The organism is Neglectibacter sp. X4 (assembly GCF_009917365.1).
Lineage (GTDB): Bacteria > Bacillota > Clostridia > Oscillospirales > Acutalibacteraceae > Acutalibacter.
Genome location: NZ_QWLE01000023.1, coordinates 1 through 22,857 on the forward strand (window position 1 = coordinate 1; position 22,857 = coordinate 22,857).

Below are 22,857 nucleotides of genomic sequence, written 5' to 3' on the forward strand. Positions count from 1 at the left end.
CCCCTCCTCCCCGCTCCGCCGGCGAGTGGAAGTTATCTATAAACTCACACTTGCAGAAGGGCAAATGCCCGAAAAGCCGCTGAAAATCTGGGCTTTCCAGAGGAGCCGCACCTCCTGTTTCCCCGGGAAATTCAATTTTCATTCAACCAGCTTTTCGTGATTTTAGGCTAAAAACCGGCTTTTTACCTTCCATATTTTTCCTTTTTTAGGAACTATGCCTCCTGCCGCGTTCAACTTTTATTCAACCGGGTCTTTTTTTCCATTTTCTGTTGAATTTTCCTCCAGAGGCACTTGGTTGGTGCTTTGGGCGCTGCGGCGGGCGGAATCCAGCAATTCCTCCATTTTCCCGCTAATCTTGTCCTCGGCCTGCTTCATAAGATGGCCGTAAATGCTGGTGGTGGTGGCAACGCTGGAATGGCCCAGCCGATGGCTGACGCTGATGCTGTCCACGCCGCTGAAAAGCAGGAGGCTCGTCATGGTGTGGCGGAAGGCGTGGGGGTTTAAGTGGGGCAGGTTGTGGCGCTTTTCAAAGCGGGTAAGCCAGTTGCCAAGCTGGGAAGGGTTCATAGGGCCGCCATGCTCCCCGGTAAACACATAGGGCGCCTCTTTCCACCTCTCCCCCAGCTCTTTCCTATATGCCTCCTGCCACTGGCGGTACTCCTCCAGCAGGGCGAAGGCCTCCTCCGGCAGGCGCAGGGTTCGCACAGAGTCCTTTGTCTTGGGGGTGCTTTCGTATACGCCCCTGTCAACGGCGTACTGCATGGCGCAGTCTATGCGGATGGTGCCCCGCTCCCAGTCGATCTTCTCCCATTTCAGCCCCAGAAGCTCCCCCCGCCTGCATCCAGACACCAGCAGCAGGTATACAGCAGCCCGCCACTTTAAAGGCTCGCTTTCCAGGGCCTGCAAAATCTGCCCCACCTCGTCCTCCTGGAAATAGTTGGGATCCCCTGCCTCCCGGCGGGGCGGGGTGGCCCGCCGGGCCGGGTTAAAGGGAATCAGCATTTCTTTCTCCGCCTGTCCCAGCACAGTGGACACCAGCAAGTGGCAGTTCATCACGGTGCGGCTGCTCAAGGTGCGCTCCTCCCGCAGGATATCGAAAAGGTTCTGTATCGGCAGTCCCAGGGCTTCGGCAATGCGCTGGGCTGTGCTGGGCTTTACGGTTTCCCCCCTGCGCAGCCGCGTCAGGCTGATGCGCTTCCCTGCCCCGTCCGGCACATCCCCGTAAAGGCCCCGTTCCTCCAAAGCCTTCCAAAGCTGGGGCTTTGCCTGGGCGCGTTCGTTGTCCGCCCTGGCCTGGGGGCCGGACAGGGCCTGATATAATTTATTCAGGTGCTGGGGCCGGATGTCCCGCAGGCGCATGGGGCCTAAGGTGGGCAGCACCCGCTCCAGGTTCTGCCTGTAATGCACTTCCGTCAGGTGTTTCATGCCCATGCTGGCCTTCCAGTTCAGCACATACTCGGCATAGTCCCCGAAGGTTTCCCTGCCGTCAGCCACAGCCCCCTGCCTGCACCGCTGCTCAAATAAAACTGCCTGCCGCTGGGCCTCCCGGCGGGCGCGCTTTTCCCCCCAGCCCTCCGGCACCTTCCAGGTGCTGGCATAGGGTGTAAGCTGCTTCCCGGTGCCTGGATCCCGTCCCCGGTAAACCCTGATGCTGTAAGATATAACCCGGCCCTCTTTGTTCCTTCTTGCCTGCACGTTTGCCATGCGCTTTGCTCCCCTTTCCACATGAAATTTCCCTCATCCCTTTAGGAAGCCCCCTCCCGCAAGCAGGCGGCTTGCCTCCAGGTACGTTTGCTATATACTATAGGATAGCAGGATTTGTGGAAATATGGTAGCCCTTGCTTTTCAGTACACAATATGCAGTTTCCGCATACGAAAAATGAATGGTCTGTCCGGTCAAGGGCATGTCTCCAAAAAGAAAAAACCACCGCCTGGGTATCCCCCAGACAGTGGTTTCCATATTGTGTTTTGCGCTGTTTTCCGCTTTAGGCCGCTTCGCCCTTCCGCACCACATAGTTTGCGGTGCTTAAAAGGTCTTCCGGCAGTTCCCCTTCAAAGCTTTCCAGGGCAGCCTGGTTTATCCAGGCCTGCCAAGAGTCAAAGAAGTGTACGGGCATTTGGGAAACCTGGGTGCCCACCATGATTTGCACCGCCATGTCCGCGGCCTTGTTGCCCACTTCCTCATAGTCCGCTCCCAAAGAGGCCAATGCCCCGTTTTGCACCAGGGTATCGCTGCCTGCAAGCCAGGGCTTTTTCGCCTGTGCGGCGGCTTCCTGTATCTTTCCGGCGGCGGCGGTTGTCACCCCGTCCCCAGGGGTGAAAAGCACATCTGCCTGTCCGCACAGTTCCTGGGCGGCAGACGCCGCCCCCTCCGCGCTGACAGCAGTGGCCACATGGGTGTCAATCCCCACCTGCCGGCAGTAATCCTGAATGGCCTTGGCTGCGGCCTCCGCGTTTTTATCCTCCGAGCTGTACAGAAGGCCAATGCTTTTAAGGCCCGGCTTTATCTTCTGCATAAACTCTACAGACTGCTGCCCGGACACCCGGTCGGATACGCCGGTCACGCCCCGTTCCGGCTTGCTGAGGTTTTTAATGCCCAGGGTGGGGGACGGATCGTTCACCCCGGCAAACAGCACCTTCACGCCGCTGCTGCCTACCGCCTCGGTGGCCGCCTTGGCAGCAGGAGCGCCCACCGCCACAATCATGTCCACCTTATCCCGGGCAAACTGCTTGCAGATATCCGCCGCTTTTCCCTCGTCCTCTCCGGCGTTCTGATAATCCAGTTCCACCTTTACCTCGTCATAACCCCACTCGTCCAGGCGGCTCATAAAGGATTCCCGCATGGTGTCCAAAGGGGCATAGCTGCCGCACTGCACCAGCCCGATTTTATAAGGCCCCGCCTCTTCCCCTGTTTCTACAGCGGAAGCTTCCTCCTTGGGCGGCGCCTCCTCCTTTTTGCTGCATCCAAAGAGCATCCCCGCCAGCAGCAGGGCGCCCAGCAGCAGGCATACCGCTTTTTTTCATCTGCGCTCTCCTTTCTCAACCCGCAGAAGCCGCACCAACAGGCTATAGCACAATCCTATTGGCGCAGCTTCCTGCTTCTCCCTTTTTCAGTGCGGCGCGGTTTCAAAAAAGCAGCCTGCTTCTTTCAAACCCGCCCTTTCCTATAGCTTCCCTCAAACCGGGCCGTTTAGTCAACTATTGCCCCGTAAAACCGCAGGCTTTCCAGCAGGGCCGGAAACTCGCTGCCTCGCACAAGGCCGTTAAATTCCCCGTTCAGAGTGCAGGCGTACCTGTCCTGCCCTTCCACAGCGTAAAAACACACGGTGTCCCCGCTTCCGTTTTTATACTGGTACTCCACCTGGAAAGCAGGCGTTCCTTCGCAGGGAGCCTCCTCCAGGGAGAACACTGCCAAAGCCGTAAGCTTCTGGAAAAAGGCAGCATAGTCCTCATAGCTGGTTTCCCGCCCGCCGGGAATTTTCACAGTGCTTTCCCCGTCCTGGGAGTCTATGGTAAAATGATACACCATATCCCCGTCTACGGTCAAGGACATTTCTTCCACATCTGCAATATTTGCCAGGCAAATGGTGCCTTTGCGCAGATCCATGGGGTCTGCTTCCGCCCAGGCGCTCACCTTGGCGTTCCCAACCTTGTACACAATGCTCTGGCCCTCCAGCATAACAAAGCGGTTTCCGTCCCCATCCTTCCCGCTTGCCGCCAGGGCCATTTCCTGGTTATTCATATTAAAAGACACCCGGGCGGCAGGCTTATCCAGGCCAAAGCCGACCAAGTCCCCCTCCTGCACGTCCACAGCCTCCACTGTGTCCGCGCTGAGGCTTTTCAGGGCGCTCACCAAATTATCGCAGGCCGCTGTGCCCGATTCCGCCACCACAGGGGAAGTGAGCAGATAGCCGTTTAGGCGGCTTTTCTCCACATATTCCAGGGAAATGGGCTGGGGGAAATCCTCCCCTGTGATTTCCAGGCTGAAGATGGTGTCGGGCATGGTGTCCACTGTGGCTTCCCCGTTTTCATCTATGCCGTCCATAGTCCAGTCCGCTATGCTGTAAACCTCCCGGCTTACGCAGTCCAGGGCAGTGCCCGCAAACACGTCTGACAGGGCGGACACCATATATACCTTGCCTTCCCGCAGGATGTACTGCCCGGTGGTGCCGCTTTGGGAGGTGATGCCCAGGGAAAGCACCAGCGGCTCCCCATTTTTCCGGTTCACTGTCACCTTCCCGGCCTGACCGTCCTCCAGGCCATACTGGGCCAAGTCTTCCTGCTCTCCCAGAGAGCGGCTGGCTGTCAGGGAAAGCACCTCCCCGGCGGCGTTCTGCAGCCGGGCCTTGTCCAGGCTGTAGCTTTCCAGGCCTTTTATGGTGTAGGTATAGGCAGCTTCCGCCATGCTGCTCTCCGCCTCCCCTGTTTCTTCCGGGGGGACGGGCACAATTTCAAAGCTGCCCTGGCTGTTCTCCACCAGAATGGAGGCAAGATCTTCCTCCTCTATCTGAACCAGGGTTTCCTTTGGCTCCTCCGAGGCTGCCGGGGAAGAACCTTCTCCTTCCCCGCCGCTTTCTGCCGGGAACAGCAGCAGGCAGGCCGCCGCCCCTCCCAGCACCACCAGCACAGCCAGCATAATCAGAAGGCTTTTCACCGATTTTTTCATGGGCTTACAGATGCCTCCTCTTTAAGAAGATCGCCAGCCCCGCGATGAGGATAAGCAGGGGCAGGCCCACTGTAAACACGCCCAGCCCCAACAGGGTGGCGGTGCTGCGGGAGCATGTCACGTCCATCACATTGGTCTGGACAGCGCTTGCCTGCACGGTAACAGCGCTGTCATCCGAGCCTGCCGCATACTGCAAAAGGTCGGTGATATAGTCCCGGTTGCCAAAGGCTGTGGCCTCCAGGAAGCTGTCGGTAAACACATAGGAGGAGCCGAACACAATCACATGGCGCAGGCTCTCTTTTCCGTTTACCTCCAGGGTTTTCGTGGCCATAGCCGCCACTGCCCACTGGGCGGTTTCCGGGTTCTCCGCCTCTGCCTGGGTGGTGCTTTCCGTAATGATATAGGCGCTGTTGCCTGTCTCCCACAAGGCCCGGGTGGTAATGTCCCCGTTGGAATCAAAGGCAAAGGACAGGGGCGCGCTGCTGGGAGCCAGCAAACGGTTGTAAGAATTGCCGTCCAGGGCAGTGCCTCCGGCAGGATCCACCAGCACATAGCTGGCGTTTGCCGCTGCCATGCGGCCCGCGTCGCTTTCCGCCACAACCCCCTGATGCACCTCAATGCCCCACTCTTCTAAAAACCCGGTAAGCCGGGGCAGCTCCCTCTGGGTGGGATGGCAGGTGGCAAGCACAGCCACAGGCTCTTCCCGTTCCGGGTTGTTCAGGAAATCCTGCACCTTCTGGATCTCCTCCTGGGTATAGTCGTTGCTGGGGGTGGGGATCATCAGCACCTGGGTGTCTGCCGGGATGTCCTCCGTCAGGATGTCCACCTCCTGCACAGAGAAGTTCTGGCTTTCCATCAGATCGGTAAACACCCCCAGGTTCTCGCTGTAAAGCAGTTCCCCATGGCCTGTGCAGACTGTAAGCACCGGCACCTTCTCCAGGTTCACCAGTTCTAAAGCCCCTGCCAGGGCGCTGTCGGCCTTGGTATAGGTCTGGGCGCCGCCGGTCATCTGGTCTTGCTGCATGTCAAAGAGATCGTACACCGAAAGAATCTTGTGGCGCTTCTCTGTCCGCACCAGCACCATGCCGTTTGTCAGGCTTTCGTCGGCATATTCCGCCATCAGCGCGGGGCTGGTGTCCGGATCTACAAACTCCACCTTGATATGGGAGTTTGCCTCCTGAAGCCTTTCGGCAAGGTTTGCCACCTGGCTGTATTGAAAGCCGTAGTTGGCGTAAAGCAGATCCTTGCGGTAGGCATCCTCCTTGCCCACCAGATAAATCTCTGTGTCCGCTGTGATGCCCTTGGCGATTTCCTGGGCCTGATCTGACAGGGAGTGCAGCTTCTGGGCAGTCAGATCAATATCCATGGAAGGGAAGCGCTGGGTCAGGGCCGTCACGATAATATTTAGCGCCACAATGATGGCGATAAACACCACGCTTAAAAGGGTGGCCATGCCCCCCCGCTTCCAGCCATTGCCGCGAAGCTTCCTGTCCGGCTTCTTTTCCGCCGGGGCAATATTCTCTGTCACAGCGGCTTCCACTGGGGCGGTATTCTCTGGCTGGGCGGCTTCCGGCTGTACTTCTGCCTCTGGGGCGCCCAGCAAATCCTTATTCTGATCTGTATTGTTCACGATGTTCCCATCTTCCTTTCTGTAGCTTAATGCCTGTCTGGCCTTATGACGCCCAGCGGCGGCTCTCCAAACGGCGGGCGGTTAAAAAGACAAACACTGCCATAACGCTGAGGAAAAACACCGCGGCGGAAATGCTGAACATGCCCTGGGTGAAGGTTTCATACCGGGTGTTAAAGGATATCCACTGGATAATGGCGCTCACTGCCGCATTCGATACGGAGGAGGCCAGCATGTCGATATACATCAGGAACACAGACACCGCGAAGGTGCCGATGGCCGCGATAATCTGGCTTACCGTCAGGCTGGAGATGAACACGCCAATGGCTATCATGGCCCCGCCATACAGCAGGGTGCCCAGATAATTGCCCAGGATTTCCCCCCAGGCAGGGCTTGCGAAGAAGTTCATCACAGCGGCGGGCAGCAGGCCCAGGGTGGAGGCTGTGAAGAACACAAAGAAGCAGGCTAAAAACTTTCCCAGGGCAATGGCTGTCACCCCTACAGGGGCGGTGAGCAGGGCCTGGTCGGTTTTGTTTTTTTGGTCGTCAGACATGCTGCGCATGGTGATGATGGGAATGACCATCATGGAAAAAGAGAACATCACCCCGTATACGGAGGAAATGTAGCTGGAGGATCCCATCATCATCACCAGATAATAATAGTATCCGTACAGCGCCAGCAGCGCCGCCACGCACACATATCCTATAGGGGAACTGAAGTAGGAGCGTATCTCTCGTTTGCATATGGCTTTCACTTTCTCGCTTCCTTTCAGGAATTTCCGGGGAAAACCTGCGCCCGCCGGAAAATCAATTGTGAATAAACTGTTAATAATGGTAATTCTGGGGAAAAAACAGGGAAAAACCTGCTGTTTTGTAACCTATTTGTAATTTGATTGCATGTATGTCATTTTTGGAAAGGATCCGTTCCCTTACTCGGCTGAGGCGTCCTCCCCTGGGGCTTCTTCCCCTTCCTCCGGCTCCTCTCCAGCCTCCTCCAAGGCAGGCTCTTCCGGAACCGCTTCCCCGTCCTCCGCGGCATGTGCCTCGTCAGAGCTGGTAAGCTGCAGGAACAGATCCTCCAGCGTCAAGTCGGAATTTTTCAGGGCCAGCAGGGGCCAGTTTTTCCCAGCCAAAAGGCTGAAGAGATCCCGGCGCAGGTCATAATCCTGCCGGGCCTCCACGCTAATCTCAAACACCCCAGGCTCCTTTTCTCCCAGGGAGACGGCCTCCTGCACATGCTCCAGCCTGCCGATTTCTGCCAGCAGCTCCTGCTCCGGGCCTTCTGCCCGCAGGATCAGGCGGTGATCCTGGGAGAGATCGTGGGCCAGGGTGTCTGTGGCGCCGTCGGCCACCAGGCGGCCGTTGTTGACAACGATAATACGCTGGCACACGGCCTGCACCTCCGGCAGGATATGGGAGCTTAAAATGACGGTGTGGTTCTCCCCCAGGCGCTTTATCAGGGTGCGGATTTCGATAATCTGCTTAGGGTCAAGGCCCACAGTAGGCTCATCCAGTATCAGCACAGGGGGATTGCCGATGAGGGCCTGGGCAATGCCAACCCGCTGCTTATAGCCTTTGGAAAGGTTGCCGATAAGCCGCCCGTACACCTCCTCAATGCGCACCAGGCCGCATATTTCCCGCAGGTGCTGCTCCTTTGGCAGCTTCACCTTTTTCAGCTCATACATAAACTCCAGGTATTCCTTTACCGTCATATCCTGGTAAAGGGGGGGCTGCTCCGGCAGATAGCCAATAAGCTTCTTCACCTCGCCCGGCTCGTCCAAAATGCTTTTGCCGAACACCGTCACTTCTCCCGCTGTGGCGGAAAGATACCCTGTGATGATATTCATGGTGGTGGACTTCCCCGCGCCGTTTGGCCCCAGGAAGCCCACGATGGAGCCTTCCTCAATGGTAAAGCTTACATTGTCCAGGGCCAGGTTCCCCCCGTACCGCTTTGTGAGGTTTTTTACCTCTACCATATGTCCTGATTCCTCCTGTCTTGATATTGTCCTGCCGGCTCTAAGGCCGTGGGACTCTTCTCGCCTGCCGACTCGGTCGGCTCGGAGCGGTTGCCACTGGCAACCCTCGCCCCAAACCCTGCAACCCTTTTTTGAAAAAAAGGGTTGATCGAAAAAACTAATTTCTGTATTTTGAGATACAGCGTTTACATAATAACGCAAACAGGGCGGGTTTGCAAGCCTCAGGCCGCGCCAGTTGTTATTTTACCCGGATAATGTGAATATTACGTGAAATCCTGGTGATTCTTTCCTGCCAGAAGCAGCCGCGTGCCCGGGCAGGGAAAGATTTGCGGCTTTCCCTTGACGGGGCGGCCCCCAGCGCTTACAATATGGATAGAATAAACACGGAAAGGGGATTGCCTGTATGGCAGACATTCAGGCCTTTAAGGCTTTGCGGTACGACTTGGAAAAGGCGGGGAAAATTGAGGAGCTGACCTGCCCTCCCTATGATATTATCAGCGAGGAACAGCGGCAGGCATTTTTAGGCCGCAACCCGCAAAACGTTATCCGGCTGGAGCTGCCCCGGGACGGCGAAAGCCCTGACGGGCCATATGCTTCTGCCGGACGCACCCTGGCCCAGTGGCTGGAGGAGGGCGTTCTCCGGCAGGACATGGAGGAGGGCGTGTATATCTATGAAGAGGAGTTCCTTTCCCAGGTGGATAAGGGAGAAAGGAAGGCTTTGCGGGGGCTTATCTGCCTGGTGCGGCTGGAGGAGTTTTCCGCCGGGGTGGTGCTGCCCCACGAGGAAACCCTCAGCAAGGCAAAGCAGGACCGCTTCCAACTGATGCAGGCAACAGGCTGTAATTTCAGCCAGATTTACTCCCTCTATCAGGACGAGGGCCATACCACCCGTCAGCGCCTGGACAATCTGGCGGCAGGCACAGCCCCCCGGTACAGCTTTTCCGACGGCCTGGTGACCCACCGCCTGTGGGTGGTAAATGATCCAGTGGCTATACAGGCCTTGCAGGAGGACTTTGCCTCCCGAAAGCTCTACATTGCCGACGGGCACCACCGCTATGAGACTGCCCTCAACTACCGGAACTGGCTGCGGGAGCAGGACGCCTATTGCCCGGGAGCAGACTATGTGATGACGATGCTGGTGGATATGGGGGATCCGGGGCTGGTGGTGTTCCCCACCCACAGGCTTGTGCGGGGGCTGGAGGGACTTTCCGGCCACGACCTGATGGTTTCCTGCGAAGAGCACTTCCTGGTGGAGATGCAGGAGGGGCAGCAGGCCGCGGAAGAAAAGCTTTCCCAAGCATATGAGGAGGGGAAGCATGCCTTTGCTTTCTATGACGGGCAGAAGTGGCTGACCATCACGTTAAAGGACGAGGCCCTGCTGGACGAAATCCTGCCCCATTTGAGCACCGCCTCCCGCCGGCTGGATGTGACTATCCTCCACACCCTGGTGCTGGAGCGGCTTTTGGGCATTGACAAGGAGAACATGGCAAGCCAGAAAAACCTTACCTACACCCGGTCTGCCGGGGAAGCGGTGGCTTCTGTGGACGCTGGGGAGAGCAACTGCTGCTTCCTTTTGAATCCTACCCGGGTGGAGGAAATCGGCCAGGTGGCGGCAAAGGGGGAGAAGATGCCCCAGAAGTCTACCTATTTCTATCCCAAGCTGATCACCGGGCTGGTGATGAACAAGTTCGCGTAAATGCCTCCGGAGGCCTAAGAAACTTTTTACAAAAAGTTTCTTAGGAATCTTCAAAAAATTTTATGTTACAGATACGGGAGAAAGCCTATGAAGCTGTATGAAAAGACACTATCGGAAAAGGAAATGTTCCGGGGGCGGATTATCCGCGTCCATGTGGACGATGTGGAGCTGGAAAACGGCCAGCCTGCCCTGCGGGAGGTGGTGGATCACCCCGGCGGGGTGAGCGTGTGCATTCTGACCGAGCAAAACGAGGTGATTTTTGTCCGGCAGTTCCGCTATCCCTATAAGCAAGTGCTGCTGGAACTGCCTGCCGGGAAGCTGGAGCCGGGAGAGGATCCCTTTGAGGCTGTGAAACGGGAGCAGCGGGAGGAAACCGGCACTGCCAGCGAAAACTACATCTCTTTGGGGCAGGTGTATCCCACCCCGGGCTACTGCGGGGAGATTATCCGCCTGTGGGCCTGCCGCACCCAAGGAGACGCGGAGGAGCTTTCTTTGGACGAGGACGAATTCCTCTGCACAGAGCGGGTACCCCTGGAAAAGGCGGTGGAGATGGTGTGCAGGAATGAGATCCCTGACGCGAAAACCCAAATTGGCATTTTGAAAACAGCCCGGCTGGTAGAGCAGGGGCTTTTGTAGGAGGCGTTTATGAAGAATAGACTGATGCGTACCTTTTTCGCGGCCTGGGGTCTTTGCCTGCTTTTAGCTGCCTGCCAGGGGACAGAGCAGCCGCCCGCATCTTCTGCCCCCTCTGTTGTGCCGTCTTCGTCGGAGGCCTCCCTGCCGCAAACGCCTGCAGAGCCTGCGCCTGATGTTACCTCCGCGCCCTCTTCCTGGCCTGGTTCCGTTTCCTCCCTGCCGTCAAACTTTGACGAGGTGTGGGCGGAGAATCCCATTGAAGCGGCGCTCCAGGAGGAGTTGGATTCAGCGAACAACTTTGATGACATTACCTGGGCCTATATCCATGCTACGGAAAAATGGGCGCGGCTGATTCCCATTGCTTTTGAGGACTGCCTCAGCCTGCTTTCCCCGGAGGATCAGGAGGCGTTCCAGGCGGATCAGGAAAAATGGAAAGCAGATTTGGACGAGAAGCTGCAATATCTGGAAGACAACCTGGATAAAATGGTTGAGGGAAATGAGGCTGCAGCGCGGGAGGCCTGCGAGCTGTATGAAGAGCGGGCCTACAGCCTGTGCAAGCGGAAATTCTGCGCCGACGGGGTGATGCCCTCCTTTGAGGAGGCAATGGAAGAGCCAGAGGCGGCGGGGTGAAAAGAGGAACATGTGTGCGGTTACTATAAGCACCATGGAGGCATGGGTGTATATGGCCCTAGAGACTGTTTTAAAAACAGACTCTAGGGATCTTCAAAAACTCTCATGTAAATAAAACGGCAGGGAACCGGGCGATGTGCGCCATAGTTCCCTGCCGCTTTATTCATATAGAAGGTTTTGGGGATTCTTAAGGGGTGTTTTCCTTAAAAACACCCCTTAAGCCGCCGGAGACGAAAGGCCTACTTCAAATTGAAGCGTTTGGTCTGCTCCCGGAGGATATTTACCTGCTGGAACAGCTCGGCGCTGACGGCAGCAGACTCCTCGCTGGAGGCGGAGTTGTTCTGCACAACCTGGGAAATCTGGCTGATACCCTCTGTGACCTGGGCAATGGACTCGGCCTCGCCCTGCACCGCTTCGGCTATCACGCTGATGGAACTGTTGGAATCCCGTACCAGTTCCAGGGTGGTCTGCAGGGTTTCGGACACTTCTTCCACAATCTGGCTGCCCCGCTGGGCGGCCTTAATGGAATTCTCAATAAGCTCCCGGGTGGCCTTTGCGGCTTGATCCGACTGGCCTGCCAGGGTACGCACCTCGCTGGACACCACCGCAAAGCCCTTGCCCGCAGATCCGGCCCGGGCAGCCTCCACAGCGGCGTTCAGGGCCAGGATATTGGTCTGGAAGGCGATATTCTCAATGGTGGAGATAATCTTGCCGATTTCCTGGGAAGCGGTGGTGATATCCTGCATAGCCGCCACCATCTGGCGGATCTGCTCGCTGCTCACGTTTACCTGCTCGCCAGTCTTGCGGGCATTTTCCATAGCAGTGGAGGCTGCTTCCACGTTCTGGGCCGCGCCCTTGGAGAGTTCGTCCAGGGTGGCGTAAAGCTCCTGCACAGCGCTTGCCTGCTCTGTGGCGCCCTGAGCCAGGGCCTGCGCCCCGCTGGAGAGATGCTCTGCGTTCTGGGAAACCTTGCCTTCAGCGTTGTTAATATTGGACATGGCGCTGGAAAGCTTGGTGGTGAAGCTGTCGATAGAATTTTCAATGGTGCTGAAATCACCCATATAGGGCATAGCTGTACCCACATTGAAGTTGCCGTCGGACAGTTCCCCCATAATGCGGTTAATATCCTCTACATACTCCTGTATGCGAGTCATGGATTTTTCCAAGGTGTCCGCCATAGCGCCCAGCTCGTTTTGGGATTTATATTCCAGGTTGATATCCAAACGGCCTTCCTGCAGGGGCTTGGTCTTTTCGCTGATTTTCAGGATGGGCTTTACTACATGCTTGAACACATACAGCACCAGGCTGATAAGGCAGGCCAAGGCCAGCACTACGCAGACGCAGGAAAGCACAAACAGCATCAGGATGGCATGCTTTACATCTTCCAGGGTTTCCTCGTCTATTTCAGTGGTGCGCTCCACTATCTGATCCAAATACCCCACCAGGCTGGTAAGGTTGCTCTGGATGGTTTCCTGATAATAGGCCTGGGCTTCTTCCGGGTTTTTAGCCAGCATATCCAGCACCACGCTGGCGGAGGCATGCAGTTCCTTATGCAAAGGCTCTATCTTTTTATGTAATTCCAGGATGGTGGGATCGTCCGTTCCCAGATCCCCATACAGCCACTGGCCCAGCACACAGGTGGTGGGATCCATGCTGCCCGTAAACTCTGTGCCCGCATACAGGGCGTTGCTCAGGTTTGCAGACCATTTGTAATGGGCCACCTCGGCTTTCTGCACCTGGTTCATTAGATCATTTGCCTGTATGCTTCCCTGCTGGGCATCCTGTATGCCCGCCAGGTTGACTACAATGACCACGCTAAACAGCAGCACTGCCAGCAACGTGGCAGACGCCTGCAAAATAACAGTCCTCTTAATGCTCTTTCCCATGTGCTTCCTTCCTCTCTTGGATAATGCCTGCGCCTCCCTAAAGGCAAGAGACGCTTGTAGAAACCATGCCAGCTGGGCGCGGTACAAATTTCCCGCGGCTCCTATGGGTACGGCTTCTTAAAACAGCTTTCTGGCTGTCCAAAAAACTGTTTGCACATTACACAATATATGTTCGGGCAATACTGACTCATTCTTCCGCAGCATGCCGGGCCGGAAATTTGCAGGCGGGGCTTACCGCTGCTTGAGACAGCAGTCCATAAATTGTGCGCTGTTGTTTTTAGTATAGCATAAATCTGCCGGGTTTTTCAACACCTTTCTCCACGTTCGTGGAAAAAAGGCTTATCTTGCATATGGAAGGGAAAAATCCTATTTCTTCCCCTATATCTGGTGATTTGAGGGAAAGCATTGCCAGACAAAACATCTTTTCTTCTTTCAATAGAACAGCGCCCGCTGAAAAGCAACGGCTTTCTCAGCGGGCGCCAGGCTCGTTTATGGCGTATTTTCAAAAAGGAAGGCTTTCCGGGAATTCCTCATTCTTCCTGCTGTCCGGCCTCTTCGGCTCCTTCCTCGGCGCTGCCGTCATCCTCGACTTCATCTGTGGCTTCGCCTTCCTCGTGAGGCGCCCGGGCCAGGGTTGCCACCCGGCTGCCCTCCTGGAGCTTCATCACCCGCACGCCCTTGCTGGGCCGGGCGCATACCCGGATGGAGGAGGCCATAATGCGGATAATGACCCCGTCCTCGGAGATGAGGATGACATCGTCCTCCAGGTCTACCACCCGGATAGAGGCCACGTCCCCGAAGCGGTCTACGTGGTAATTCAGCAGGCCCTTGCCGCCCCGCTTCTGGATGCGGTAGTTATCAGGGCTGGAGAGCCTGCCAAAGCCTGTTTCCGTCACGGTGAGCACATAGGCCCCTTCCCGCAGCACGGCCATGCCCACAATGCAGTCGCCATCTTTAAGCTGCATGACGCGCACGCCCCGTGCCAGACGGCTTAATTCCCGCACGTCCGTTTCCGCGAAGCGCAGGGCCATGCCCTTCTTTGTGGCCACCAGCAACTGGTCGCTGCCGCTGGTTACCCGCACCCAGCTTAGGGAATCCCCTTCGTCCAGATCGATGGCGATAAGCCCGGCTTTCCGGGCTGTGTCGTAAGCGGAAAGCTTTGTGCGCTTGACAACGCCGCATTTGGTGACCATCACCAGATACTTGTCCTCGTCAAAGCTTTCCACCCGTATCATGGAGGTGATTTTTTCATCCCCCTGCAGGGGCAGCAGGTTTTTTATATTCATGCCCCGGCTTACGCGGGAGCCTTCGGGGATCTCATAGCATTTCAGCCTGTATACCCGGCCCAGGCTGGAGAAGAAGAGCACATAGTCATGGCTGCCGGTGACGAACAGCTCTGTGGCCACATCCTCATCCCGGCGGTTCATGCCGGCAACACCCCGGCCCCCCCGCTTCTGGGTGCGGTAGGTATCCATTTTCTGGCGCTTCACATAGCCGTAATTGGTCATGGTGAGGACGCATTCCTCTACGGGGATTAAATCCTCAATGTCCACTTCCCCGCTGATAGCGGCGATTTCTGTACGGCGCTCGTCAGCGAAGCGCTTTTTCATGCTTTGGGCCTCGTCCTTGACAATGGCAAGACGGCGGGCCTCGCTTTGAAGGATCTCTAAGAAGTCCGCGATTTTCTCCTTCAAAGCCTTCAGCTCTTCCTCAATTTTCTCCCGTTCCAGGCCTGTGAGTCTGCCTAAGGGCATCTGCACAATGGCCTGTGTTTGGGGATCGTCTAAATCGAACCGCTCCATCAGGGCGGCCTTGCCCTCGGGGATGGACTTGGAATGGCGCAGGATGCTGACTACCTCGTCGATAAAGTCCAGGGCTACCATCAGGCCCTCCAGGATGTGTGCCCTGTCCTGGGCTTTTTTCAGGTCATACCGGGTGCGCCGGGTGATAACCTCCATCTGGAAGGAGATATATTCCTCCAGGATTTTCCGCAGGTTCAAAACCTCCGGCCTGCCGTTTACAATGGCGAGCATAATCACGCCAAAGGTGATCTGGAGCTGGGTGAGGGTGTACAGATGGTTTAAGACAATCTGGGGGGCGGCATCCCGCTTTACGTCAATGACAATGTGCATGCCGTTGCGGTCGGAATGATCGTCCACATTGGAAATGCCGTCGATGCGCTTTTCCTTTACCAAGTCCGCAATGCTTTCAATGAGCCGGGCCTTGTTCACCTGATAGGGCAGCTCTGTGACAATGATTTTCGAGCGCCCGGTCTTTTCGTTTTCCTCAATTTCCGCCCTGGCCCGCACAGCGATTTTGCCCCGGCCTGTGGCATAGGCCGCCCGGATGCCGGAGCGCCCCATGACAATGCCTCCTGTGGGGAAATCCGGCCCTTTGATGTGCTCCATCAAATCCTCCAAGGTGGCCTCCGGGTTGTCGATGAGGCAGCATACCCCGTCTATCACCTCGCCCATGTTGTGAGGCGGGATGTTGGTGGCCATGCCCACCGCAATGCCGGTGGAACCGTTTACCAGGATATTGGGGAAATGGCTGGGCAGCACAGCCGGCTCTTTCAGGCGGTCGTCATAGTTGGGATTAAAGTCTACGGTATCTTTGTCGATATCGTCCAGCATGGCAACGGAAAGCTTGTTCATCTTGGCTTCCGTATAACGGTAGGCCGCGGGGGGGTCGCCGTCTACGGAACCGAAGTTGCCATGGCCGTCCACCAGCATATACCGCATGGAGAAATCCTGGGCCAGGCGCACCATGGCATCGTATACGGAAGCGTCGCCATGGGGGTGATACCGCCCCAGCACAGCGCCTACGGTGTCGGCGCACTTGCGGTAGGGCTTTTCGGGCCACAGGGTATTTTCAAACATGGTGTAGAGGATGCGCCTGTGTACGGGCTTTAAGCCGTCCCGCACGTCGGGCAGGGCGCGCTGTACAATGACGGACATGGAATAATCCAAAAAGGACTGCTCCATCTCTTTTGTCAGGTTGACAGGTATAATCCGCCCGCTTTCCTGCTCCTGTTCCGGGGACATGGGGTTGTTTTCCTGATCCATTTATTCCTTCCTCTCCTGGTTGAGGCTCCGCCTCAAACTCCGCCAGGGAAACTTTTTGAAAAAAGCTTTCCCTGGACTCTTCAAAAACTTTATCTGTATATTCCACTCTGACTGAAATCGTGTCAACGGGAGCAGCCCGGAGAACGCGATGGCGCACGTGAGCTGCGGGAACTCTTCCCGCAGCGGGGGATACAGCCCACCAGTCCGCGTCTTAAACATCCCAATTAGCTTTTTGGGCGTTTTCGATGATGAAATCCCGGCGCGGCTCTACCTTGTCGCCCATGAGGATGGTGAAGATTTCATCTGCCTGGGCGGCGTCCTCCACCTCTACCCGGCGCATGGTGCGGTTTGCGGGATCCATGGTGGTTTCCCAAAGCTGGTCGGAGTCCATTTCGCCCAGGCCCTTGTAACGCTGGATTTCGTAATTGCCCCCCAGCTCCTCCATAATCTGATCCCGCTGGGGATCGGAGAAGGCATAATAATGCCGCTTGCCCTTGGTAATGCGGAACAGGGGGGGCTGTGCCAGGTACACATGGCCCTGCTCCACTAAGGGGCGCATGAAGCGGAAGAAGAAGGTGAGCAGCAGGGTGCGGATATGGGAGCCGTCCACGTCGGCATCGGCCATGATGATGATTTTCCCATACCGCAGCTTTGCAAGGTCAAAGTCCTCCCCAATGCCTGTGCCCAGGGCTGTGACCACAGGCATCAGCTTCTCGTTGCCGTACACCTTGTCCAGGCGGGCCTTTTCCACGTTGAGCATTTTTCCCCACAGGGGCAGGATGGCCTGGAACTTCCTGTCCCGCCCGCCTTTGGCGGAGCCTCCTGCGGAGTCGCCCTCCACGATATAGATTTCTGTTTCCTCCGGGTTGCGGGACTGGCAGTCCGCAAGCTTGCCGGGAAGGGAATTGTTTTCCAGTGCTGTTTTGCGCCGGGCTAAGTCCCGGGCCTTGCGGGCCGCTTCCCTGGCCCGGGAGGCTGTGAGGGCTTTATCAAAAATGGCCCGGGCTGTGGCGGGGTTTTCCTCCATATAGGTCATCATTTTTTCATAGACCATGGAGCTGACCAGCCCGCTGATTTCCGTGTTGCCCAGCTTGCCCTTTGTCTGGCCCTCAAACTGGGCCTCCTTCAGCTTCACGCTGATAACGCAGGTGAGGCCCTCCCGCACGTCCTCGCCGGAAAGGTTCTTGTCCGCCTCTTTGAGGATGTTGTACTTCCGGGCGTAATCGTTCATCACCCGGGTGAAAGCCCGCTTGAAGCCATCCTCGTGGGTGCCGCCGTCGGTGGTGCGGATATTATTGGCAAAGGAAAGGATGAACTCGTTGAAGCTGTCTGTATACTGCATGGCGATTTCCGCTGTGGAATTATTGTCCTGGGCCACAGCGCTGAAACGGATGACATCCGGATGGATGGTTTCCACAGCCTTTTTCTTATTGAGGTATTCCACAAAGGAACTGATGCCCCCCTCATAGAAATAGCTGTGCACCAGGGGATATTCCAGAGACTGCTCTTCCGGCATGCGCTCCTCCGGATTGCGCTCGTCCCGCAGTTCAATATTGATGCCGGCGTTCAGGAAAGCCTGCTCCCGTAGGCGGGTCTGGAGGGTGTCGTAGCTGTAGGTGGTGGTTTCCTTGAAAATTTCCGGGTCAGCCTGGAAGCAGATAATGGAGCCGCTTTTGCGCCCCTCCGGCGCGGGGCCTTTATTGATAAGCTCCGTAACAGCCGCGCCCCGTTCGAACCGCTGGTAATACACATTGCCCTCATGGACAACCTCTACCTCCAGCCACTGGGACAAGGCGTTTACCACAGAAGCGCCCACCCCATGGAGGCCGCCGGAAACCTTATAGCTGCCTCCGCCGAACTTGCCGCCTGCGTGAAGGATGGTGAACACCACAGTGACGGCGGGCAGGCCCGTTTTATGCTGCACGCCTACTGGGATGCCCCGGCCGTTGTCGGAAACATAGATGACGTTTCCCGGCAGGATGCGCACCTCAATTTTGTCGCAAAAGCCTGCCAGGGCCTCGTCTATGGCGTTGTCTACAATTTCATACACCAGATGGTGCAGGCCCCTGGGACCGGTGGAGCCGATATACATGCCCGGCCGCTTGCGCACAGCCTCCAGGCCTTCCAGCACCTGTATCTGGTCGCCGTCATAGGCTTTATCGGTTTTCGTCATGTCCGTCATTTCATTGATATCCAAAAGAGGCCCTCCCAATCTCAAACACTTGCGCCAGTTCCTTTTCCCCCAGGGCTTGTTATAGATTCCTGTGAAAAATGCGGGGAAAGGAACAATACCGGGCACAAAAGGCTGCTGTTTCATTTCTTTTTGTGCGAACCCTGTATCGCATGGTGATTTACATATATATTAGTATAGCAGGTTTTCACCTGTTTGTAAACAAATGTTGGCAAAAAAATGCCTCTGCAGGCCGCAAATTTCCCCTATAGGGGGCTTTTTCCGGTATGGCAGAGGTAAATCACATAAAAAAGCCTGACCCCGGCAAGAAGCCAGAGCAGGCCTTCTTTTTGATGCATTGTAAATGCATCCCCCAAGCAGGCGGCAAATCCACTTCTGCAGGGGAGAAGAATCAGCCGTCCTTGCGCTTTATCTCCTGAAGGCGGCGCTGGACATAGGCCGGATCGTCATACTTGGCGAAAAAGTCATCGGCAGCCCTGGGCGGCTCCTGGCCTAAGGCAGGCTGCGCGCTTTGCCTGGAGGGCTGCAGGGGCTGGGCTATAGGGGCTGCCTGCCGGGCCGGGCGGCTGACCGGCACAGGAGGCCGGATGGCGGCGGTGGCCTGGGGGCGGGGCGGCGCTGTCTGGGGACGCGCAGGGCGCTGGGGAGCAGTACCCTCTAACCGGCGGGAAAGGGGCTGCTGGGCTTCCGGCACAGGGGCGGGCCTTTGCCTGCTTTCAGGGCGGGGGGCAGGCCGCACAGGAGGCGGGGCAGGCTGCACCTGCTGGGGAGGATAATCCGCCCCGTCATAATATGCCCGGCCTGTTTGGGGCAGCGCGCCCGTACTGGAGGCTGGCTCTTTGGATCTGCCCCGCTTTTTCTTCTCCAGCTCTTCCCGGGAAACCTTTTTAATCACCGGCTTTGCCAGGTATACGAAGAAAACGCTGAACAGGAAGAAAAGGGCAAAGGGGATGAACACTTGCAGGGCTGTATCCAAGGTGATATCATTCAGCACGAATTTGTGGAAAAAATATACCGCGCCTCCGGCAAAAAGGGCCAGCAGGGCCACCACGTAAATCAGGGGGGACAGATAGATATTGGAGATGCCGCCGCAGCGGGGGCACTGGTATTCTCCCTGGCGCTTCAAGGACCATGTCCTGATAAGGTTCACCCGCTTCTTGCAATAAGGGCAGGTGGGTACACCGAAATACTGCATAGACCCGACTTCCTTTCTCCCGGCAGGACTTCCTCCCGCCATTTTTGCGCAAAAGCCGCCAAAATCAGCTTATACTGTCTATATTATAGCAAATGTCCCCTGTGCCGTCAAATGTTCCGTGGCCTTTGGGTTCCTTACAATTTTGAAATATGCAAGATATAGTATAGTCAGTATTCTTGCCCACAGGAATGGCGGCTATGCGGGAAAGCATTTGCAAAAAGGCAAGGGTTATGTGCTCTGGGCGGCGCTTCGTTTTTTCTCAATATTCCGCTTGACAAAGAAGAAGCAGATGAAGTCGAAGAGGGCGGCAAGGCCCCAGGTGACGGGGTAGGAGACATAGAGGTTCTGGAGGGTGGGGGCAGCGGCAAAGACGGTGAAAATCCACACTACCCGGAATCCGCACACAAAGGAGATGGTGATAACCATGGGAATGAGGGAGGCACCCATGCCCCGGAGCACGCCTACCATAGTCCCCATCAGGCCGCCGATAAACTGGAACATGCAGGTGATGCGCAGGCGGATAAGGCCGTACTCAATTACGGCGGGATCGGAGGAATAGATACCCAGAAGCTGGGGGCCGAACAGGTTCGCCGTAAGCCCTAAGACAAGGCCTGTGGCGGAGGCCATCAGCAGGCACAAAACCAGCACTCGGTTTACGCGCTTAGGCTTATTCGCCCCCAGGTTCTGGCCTGTGAAAGACAGGGCTGCCTGGGAGAAGGAATCCATGCCCATGCTGACAAAGCCCTCGATATTGGCCCCGGCGGTGTTTCCCGCCATGGCAACGGCCCCGAAGGAGTTGATGGAGGACTGGATGAGCACGTTGGAGATGGAGAAGGAGGCCCCTTGTATGCCGGCGGGCAGGCCAATTTTCATCATCTTCCAGAGCTTGTCTTTATAAATGCGCATTTCTTTTGGGAAGAGCTTGTAGTCTCCGTCTACCTTTACAAGGCACCAGAACACCAGCCCGGCAGACACAGCCTGGGAAATGGAGGTGGCTGCCGCCACGCCTGCCACCCCCATGTGCAGGACGATGACAAAAAACAGGTTCAGCAACACGTTGACTACCCCAGCCAGCATCAGGAAGTACAGGGGGCGCTGGGTATCCCCTACAGCCCGGAGGATGGCCGCGCCGAAGTTATAGAGCATTAAGACAGGCATACCTACGAAATAGATCCGCATGTAAAGCACAGCTTGATCCAGCACGTCTGCCGGAGTCTCCATCATTTCCAGCATGGGGCGGGCCAGGGCAATGCCTACGGCAATCAGCCCCACGCCGAACAGCAGGCTGGAAAAGACGGCTGTATGTACCGTTTCGTGGAGGCCCTTTTTGTCCCCCGCTCCGTAATACTGAGAGACAAGCACGTTTGCCCCTACGGAAATGCCCATAAACAGGGTGACAATCAGGTTGATTAAAGCGCCGGTGGATCCCACTGCCGCCAGGGCCTGGCTGCCCGCAAAGCGCCCCACCACCACAATGTCCGCGGCGTTGAACAGAAGCTGCAAAATGCCGGAGGCGGCAAGGGGCAGGGAAAAGCGGATGAGCTTTCCCAGGATGGGGCCGTTTGTCATGTCGATTTCATAGGAACGCCGGCGATGCCCAGGCATCAGGTTCAGTCGCATGGTTACAGTTCCACTCCCTTGAATTTTTGAAATGCCTTCATGGAGACAGAAATAGATTCCAACTCGTCAAGCTGGGTGGCGTCCTGCTCTAAAATAATATAGTCCAGGTTTGGGCAGGAGCGGGCCGCGCTGATATAATCCTGAATGGGCAGGACGCCTGTGCCGATTTCCGTAAAGCTCAAGGGGTTTTTGGTGCGCTGGAAAACCTCCCCGTCTATCTCTTTATCCCGGCTCACCAGGCCGTCATACATGCATAGAGGCTCCCCGGCATTTTTGGGGAAATCCTTCTGGTGCAGGAGGATGAGGCGGTCGTTATATTTACGCATGAAGGAGACGGGATCCTGCCCGCCTCTGGCAATCCAGTAGGTATCCATTTCCGCGTAGACCAGGCCGGGATCTGTGTTCTCCATGATAATATCGTACACCAGCTTATCCCCAAAGCGCTGGAACTCCTGATAATGGTTATGGTAATAATACCGCATGCCCCGCTCCTGGCACAGCTCGCCAATGCGGTTAAAGGTTTCACAGCGGCGCTTCAGGTAGTCCATATCCCCATAGGGGAAAAACTCTATATCACAGCCGATTTGGGTGCTGCCAAGCTCCGCGTGATAATCCAGCACTTCCTGAAGGTACTCCTCCCGCAGGGGATTTACATGGCAGCCCACAATCTGCAGGCCCAGCTCGTCCAGGGAACGTTTCAGCTCCCGGGCCGTTACCCCAAAGCCCACCCCGGGATCCCGCATGGCGTTATGGTTGGCGGCCTCGATGTAGCGGTAGCCTGTTTCCGCCACCTGGCGCAGCACCTCATAGGGCTTTTGGGCGATAGCATTTTTCACGGAATAAAGCTGAATACCAACTTTTAAAGACACTTTTTGACTCCTCCTTTATATTTTTTATCCTTTTCATCCTTTATCCTCAAAAAAACCGGCCTAGTATCCCAGATCCTCCCCCACCAGCACGACATGGATCCGCTCTGTTTTCTGCCAGCCCGTCACCACATAATGGCAGCACATGCGGGTTTCGGCGGCGCAGCCCTCTGCCATATCCCCCTTGCAGCCCACGCAGGTTCCCAACTGCTGGCAGGGGGTGCCCATGTTCTGGCGCAGGGCGTTGGGAGGGGCGGCGGTGGTTTTCACCCGCATAATGGCTTCGTCCACATTGCGGACAATCTTGTTGACACCTGCCACCACAACCACCTTTTTGGGGCCGTATATCATGGCGGCAACCCGGTTGCCCCGGCCGTCCACATTGTAAAGCTGGCCCTCCTCGGTGATAGCGTTGGCGCTGGTAAGGAACACATCGGCGCTGAAGGTTTTCTGGTAAACTTCCTCTGGGTTCATGGCTTCCCGGTCTAAAAACGTATATTTGCCGCTGAGCATTAAATCCCGGACGCCTGTTTCCCGCAGGGTTACGGTGCCGCCGCAGGAGATTATGTTTCCAGGCTCCATCATGCTTTCCACCAGCTTTACCGCATCCTCCTTTGTGGGGGCGTAAAAGGCGGGGATCCTGTTTTTTGCCAAAGCCTGCATTGTGCGCTGGATTTTCATCTGCACCATGGCCTGCTTGTTTTTATCCATTCCAGTTCTTCCTTTCATTCCTGAATGGCTGCATATACAGCTATGTTCTATTTTATTCCTATTTTCCCGGGAAATCAAGGCTTTACAAGGTTT

The 22,857-nt window shown here is 56.4% G+C and carries 16 protein-coding genes; 3 read left to right on the forward strand and 13 right to left on the reverse strand.

Features of this window, described 5'->3' with window-relative positions:
• Positions 1-237: 237 nt before the first annotated feature.
• From D1841_RS09380 to D1841_RS09405, 6 genes are all read right to left on the reverse strand, one after another.
• Positions 238-1,704: a site-specific integrase gene (locus tag D1841_RS09380; RefSeq protein ID WP_161879959.1), complete on the reverse strand. Its 1,467-nt coding sequence runs from the start codon at positions 1,702-1,704 to the stop codon at positions 238-240.
• Positions 1,705-1,985: 281 nt separating this feature from the next.
• On the reverse strand, positions 1,986-2,975 hold the full coding sequence (locus tag D1841_RS09385; RefSeq protein ID WP_166554252.1) for an ABC transporter substrate-binding protein: 990 nt from the start codon (positions 2,973-2,975) through the stop codon (positions 1,986-1,988).
• Between the two features lie 215 nt (positions 2,976-3,190).
• Positions 3,191-4,666 carry a DUF4340 domain-containing protein gene (locus D1841_RS09390; RefSeq protein WP_160642853.1) on the reverse strand — a complete coding sequence of 492 codons (1,476 nt, stop codon included), beginning with the start codon at positions 4,664-4,666 and terminating at the stop codon, positions 3,191-3,193.
• A gap of 4 nt (positions 4,667-4,670) precedes the next feature.
• Positions 4,671-6,296: a GldG family protein gene (locus D1841_RS09395; protein WP_160642854.1), complete on the reverse strand. Its 1,626-nt coding sequence runs from the start codon at positions 6,294-6,296 to the stop codon at positions 4,671-4,673.
• Positions 6,297-6,339: 43 nt separating this feature from the next.
• On the reverse strand, positions 6,340-7,047 hold the full coding sequence (locus D1841_RS09400; RefSeq protein ID WP_160642855.1) for an ABC transporter permease: 708 nt from the start codon (positions 7,045-7,047) through the stop codon (positions 6,340-6,342).
• Between the two features lie 174 nt (positions 7,048-7,221).
• On the reverse strand, positions 7,222-8,268 hold the full coding sequence (locus tag D1841_RS09405) for an ABC transporter ATP-binding protein (RefSeq protein WP_160642856.1): 1,047 nt from the start codon (positions 8,266-8,268) through the stop codon (positions 7,222-7,224).
• Between the two features lie 403 nt (positions 8,269-8,671).
• Here D1841_RS09405 and D1841_RS09410 point away from each other — a divergent pair, with 403 nt between their 5' ends.
• The 3 genes from D1841_RS09410 (at position 8,672) to D1841_RS09420 (ending at position 11,230) form a co-directional block, all read left to right on the forward strand.
• Positions 8,672-9,964 (forward strand): DUF1015 domain-containing protein, encoded by a 1,293-nt coding sequence (locus tag D1841_RS09410; protein ID WP_160642857.1) that lies wholly within the window; start codon positions 8,672-8,674, stop codon positions 9,962-9,964.
• 87 nt (positions 9,965-10,051) lie between these two features.
• A complete protein-coding gene (locus D1841_RS09415) occupies positions 10,052-10,600 on the forward strand; it encodes an NUDIX domain-containing protein (protein ID WP_160642858.1) in 549 nt (182 codons plus the stop codon).
• Between the two features lie 9 nt (positions 10,601-10,609).
• Positions 10,610-11,230, forward strand: a complete 621-nt coding sequence (locus D1841_RS09420; RefSeq protein ID WP_160642859.1) for a hypothetical protein — start codon at positions 10,610-10,612, stop codon at positions 11,228-11,230.
• A gap of 239 nt (positions 11,231-11,469) precedes the next feature.
• On the opposite strand, the gene D1841_RS09425 is transcribed toward D1841_RS09420, so the two are convergent.
• The 7 genes from D1841_RS09425 to D1841_RS09455 form a co-directional block, all read right to left on the reverse strand.
• A complete protein-coding gene (locus tag D1841_RS09425; protein ID WP_160642860.1) occupies positions 11,470-13,116 on the reverse strand; it encodes a methyl-accepting chemotaxis protein in 1,647 nt (548 codons plus the stop codon).
• A gap of 530 nt (positions 13,117-13,646) precedes the next feature.
• Positions 13,647-16,160: a DNA gyrase subunit A gene (gyrA, locus tag D1841_RS09430; protein WP_160642886.1), complete on the reverse strand. Its 2,514-nt coding sequence runs from the start codon at positions 16,158-16,160 to the stop codon at positions 13,647-13,649.
• A gap of 232 nt (positions 16,161-16,392) precedes the next feature.
• Complete coding sequence (gyrB, locus tag D1841_RS09435) at positions 16,393-18,363, reverse strand: DNA topoisomerase (ATP-hydrolyzing) subunit B (protein WP_371721707.1); 1,971 nt, start codon at positions 18,361-18,363, stop codon at positions 16,393-16,395.
• A 400-nt stretch (positions 18,364-18,763) separates the two neighbouring features.
• A complete protein-coding gene (locus D1841_RS09440; RefSeq protein WP_160642861.1) occupies positions 18,764-19,567 on the reverse strand; it encodes a hypothetical protein in 804 nt (267 codons plus the stop codon).
• Between the two features lie 228 nt (positions 19,568-19,795).
• Positions 19,796-21,187: an MATE family efflux transporter gene (locus tag D1841_RS09445; RefSeq protein ID WP_237076271.1), complete on the reverse strand. Its 1,392-nt coding sequence runs from the start codon at positions 21,185-21,187 to the stop codon at positions 19,796-19,798.
• Positions 21,188-21,189: 2 nt separating this feature from the next.
• The gene (locus D1841_RS09450) at positions 21,190-22,056 is read right to left on the reverse strand and encodes a sugar phosphate isomerase/epimerase (protein ID WP_160642862.1); all 867 of its coding nucleotides are present in this window, start codon (positions 22,054-22,056) and stop codon (positions 21,190-21,192) included.
• A gap of 60 nt (positions 22,057-22,116) precedes the next feature.
• The gene (locus D1841_RS09455; RefSeq protein WP_160642863.1) at positions 22,117-22,764 is read right to left on the reverse strand and encodes a lactate utilization protein; all 648 of its coding nucleotides are present in this window, start codon (positions 22,762-22,764) and stop codon (positions 22,117-22,119) included.
• Positions 22,765-22,857: the final 93 nt, after the last annotated feature.

Excerpts from the sequence above, each read along its gene's own strand:
- D1841_RS09390 (WP_160642853.1), bottom strand. The coding sequence starts at position 4,666 with ATGAAAAAATCGGTGAAAAGCCTTCTGATTATGCTGGCTGTGCTGGTG.
- D1841_RS09425 (WP_160642860.1), bottom strand. The coding sequence starts at position 13,116 with ATGGGAAAGAGCATTAAGAGGACTGTTATTTTGCAGGCGTCTGCCACG.
- D1841_RS09410 (WP_160642857.1), top strand. The coding sequence starts at position 8,672 with ATGGCAGACATTCAGGCCTTTAAGGCTTTGCGGTACGACTTGGAAAAG.
- D1841_RS09455 (WP_160642863.1), bottom strand. The coding sequence starts at position 22,764 with ATGGATAAAAACAAGCAGGCCATGGTGCAGATGAAAATCCAGCGCACA.
- D1841_RS09385 (WP_166554252.1), bottom strand. The coding sequence starts at position 2,975 with ATGCTCTTTGGATGCAGCAAAAAGGAGGAGGCGCCGCCCAAGGAGGAA.
- D1841_RS09445 (WP_237076271.1), bottom strand. The coding sequence starts at position 21,187 with ATGCGACTGAACCTGATGCCTGGGCATCGCCGGCGTTCCTATGAAATC.
- D1841_RS09380 (WP_161879959.1), bottom strand. The coding sequence starts at position 1,704 with ATGGCAAACGTGCAGGCAAGAAGGAACAAAGAGGGCCGGGTTATATCT.
- D1841_RS09420 (WP_160642859.1), top strand. The coding sequence starts at position 10,610 with ATGAAGAATAGACTGATGCGTACCTTTTTCGCGGCCTGGGGTCTTTGC.
- D1841_RS09405 (WP_160642856.1), bottom strand. The coding sequence starts at position 8,268 with ATGGTAGAGGTAAAAAACCTCACAAAGCGGTACGGGGGGAACCTGGCC.
- gyrB (WP_371721707.1), bottom strand. The coding sequence starts at position 18,363 with ATGACGGACATGACGAAAACCGATAAAGCCTATGACGGCGACCAGATA.
- D1841_RS09440 (WP_160642861.1), bottom strand. The coding sequence starts at position 19,567 with ATGCAGTATTTCGGTGTACCCACCTGCCCTTATTGCAAGAAGCGGGTG.
- D1841_RS09415 (WP_160642858.1), top strand. The coding sequence starts at position 10,052 with ATGAAGCTGTATGAAAAGACACTATCGGAAAAGGAAATGTTCCGGGGG.
- gyrA (WP_160642886.1), bottom strand. The coding sequence starts at position 16,160 with ATGTCCCCGGAACAGGAGCAGGAAAGCGGGCGGATTATACCTGTCAAC.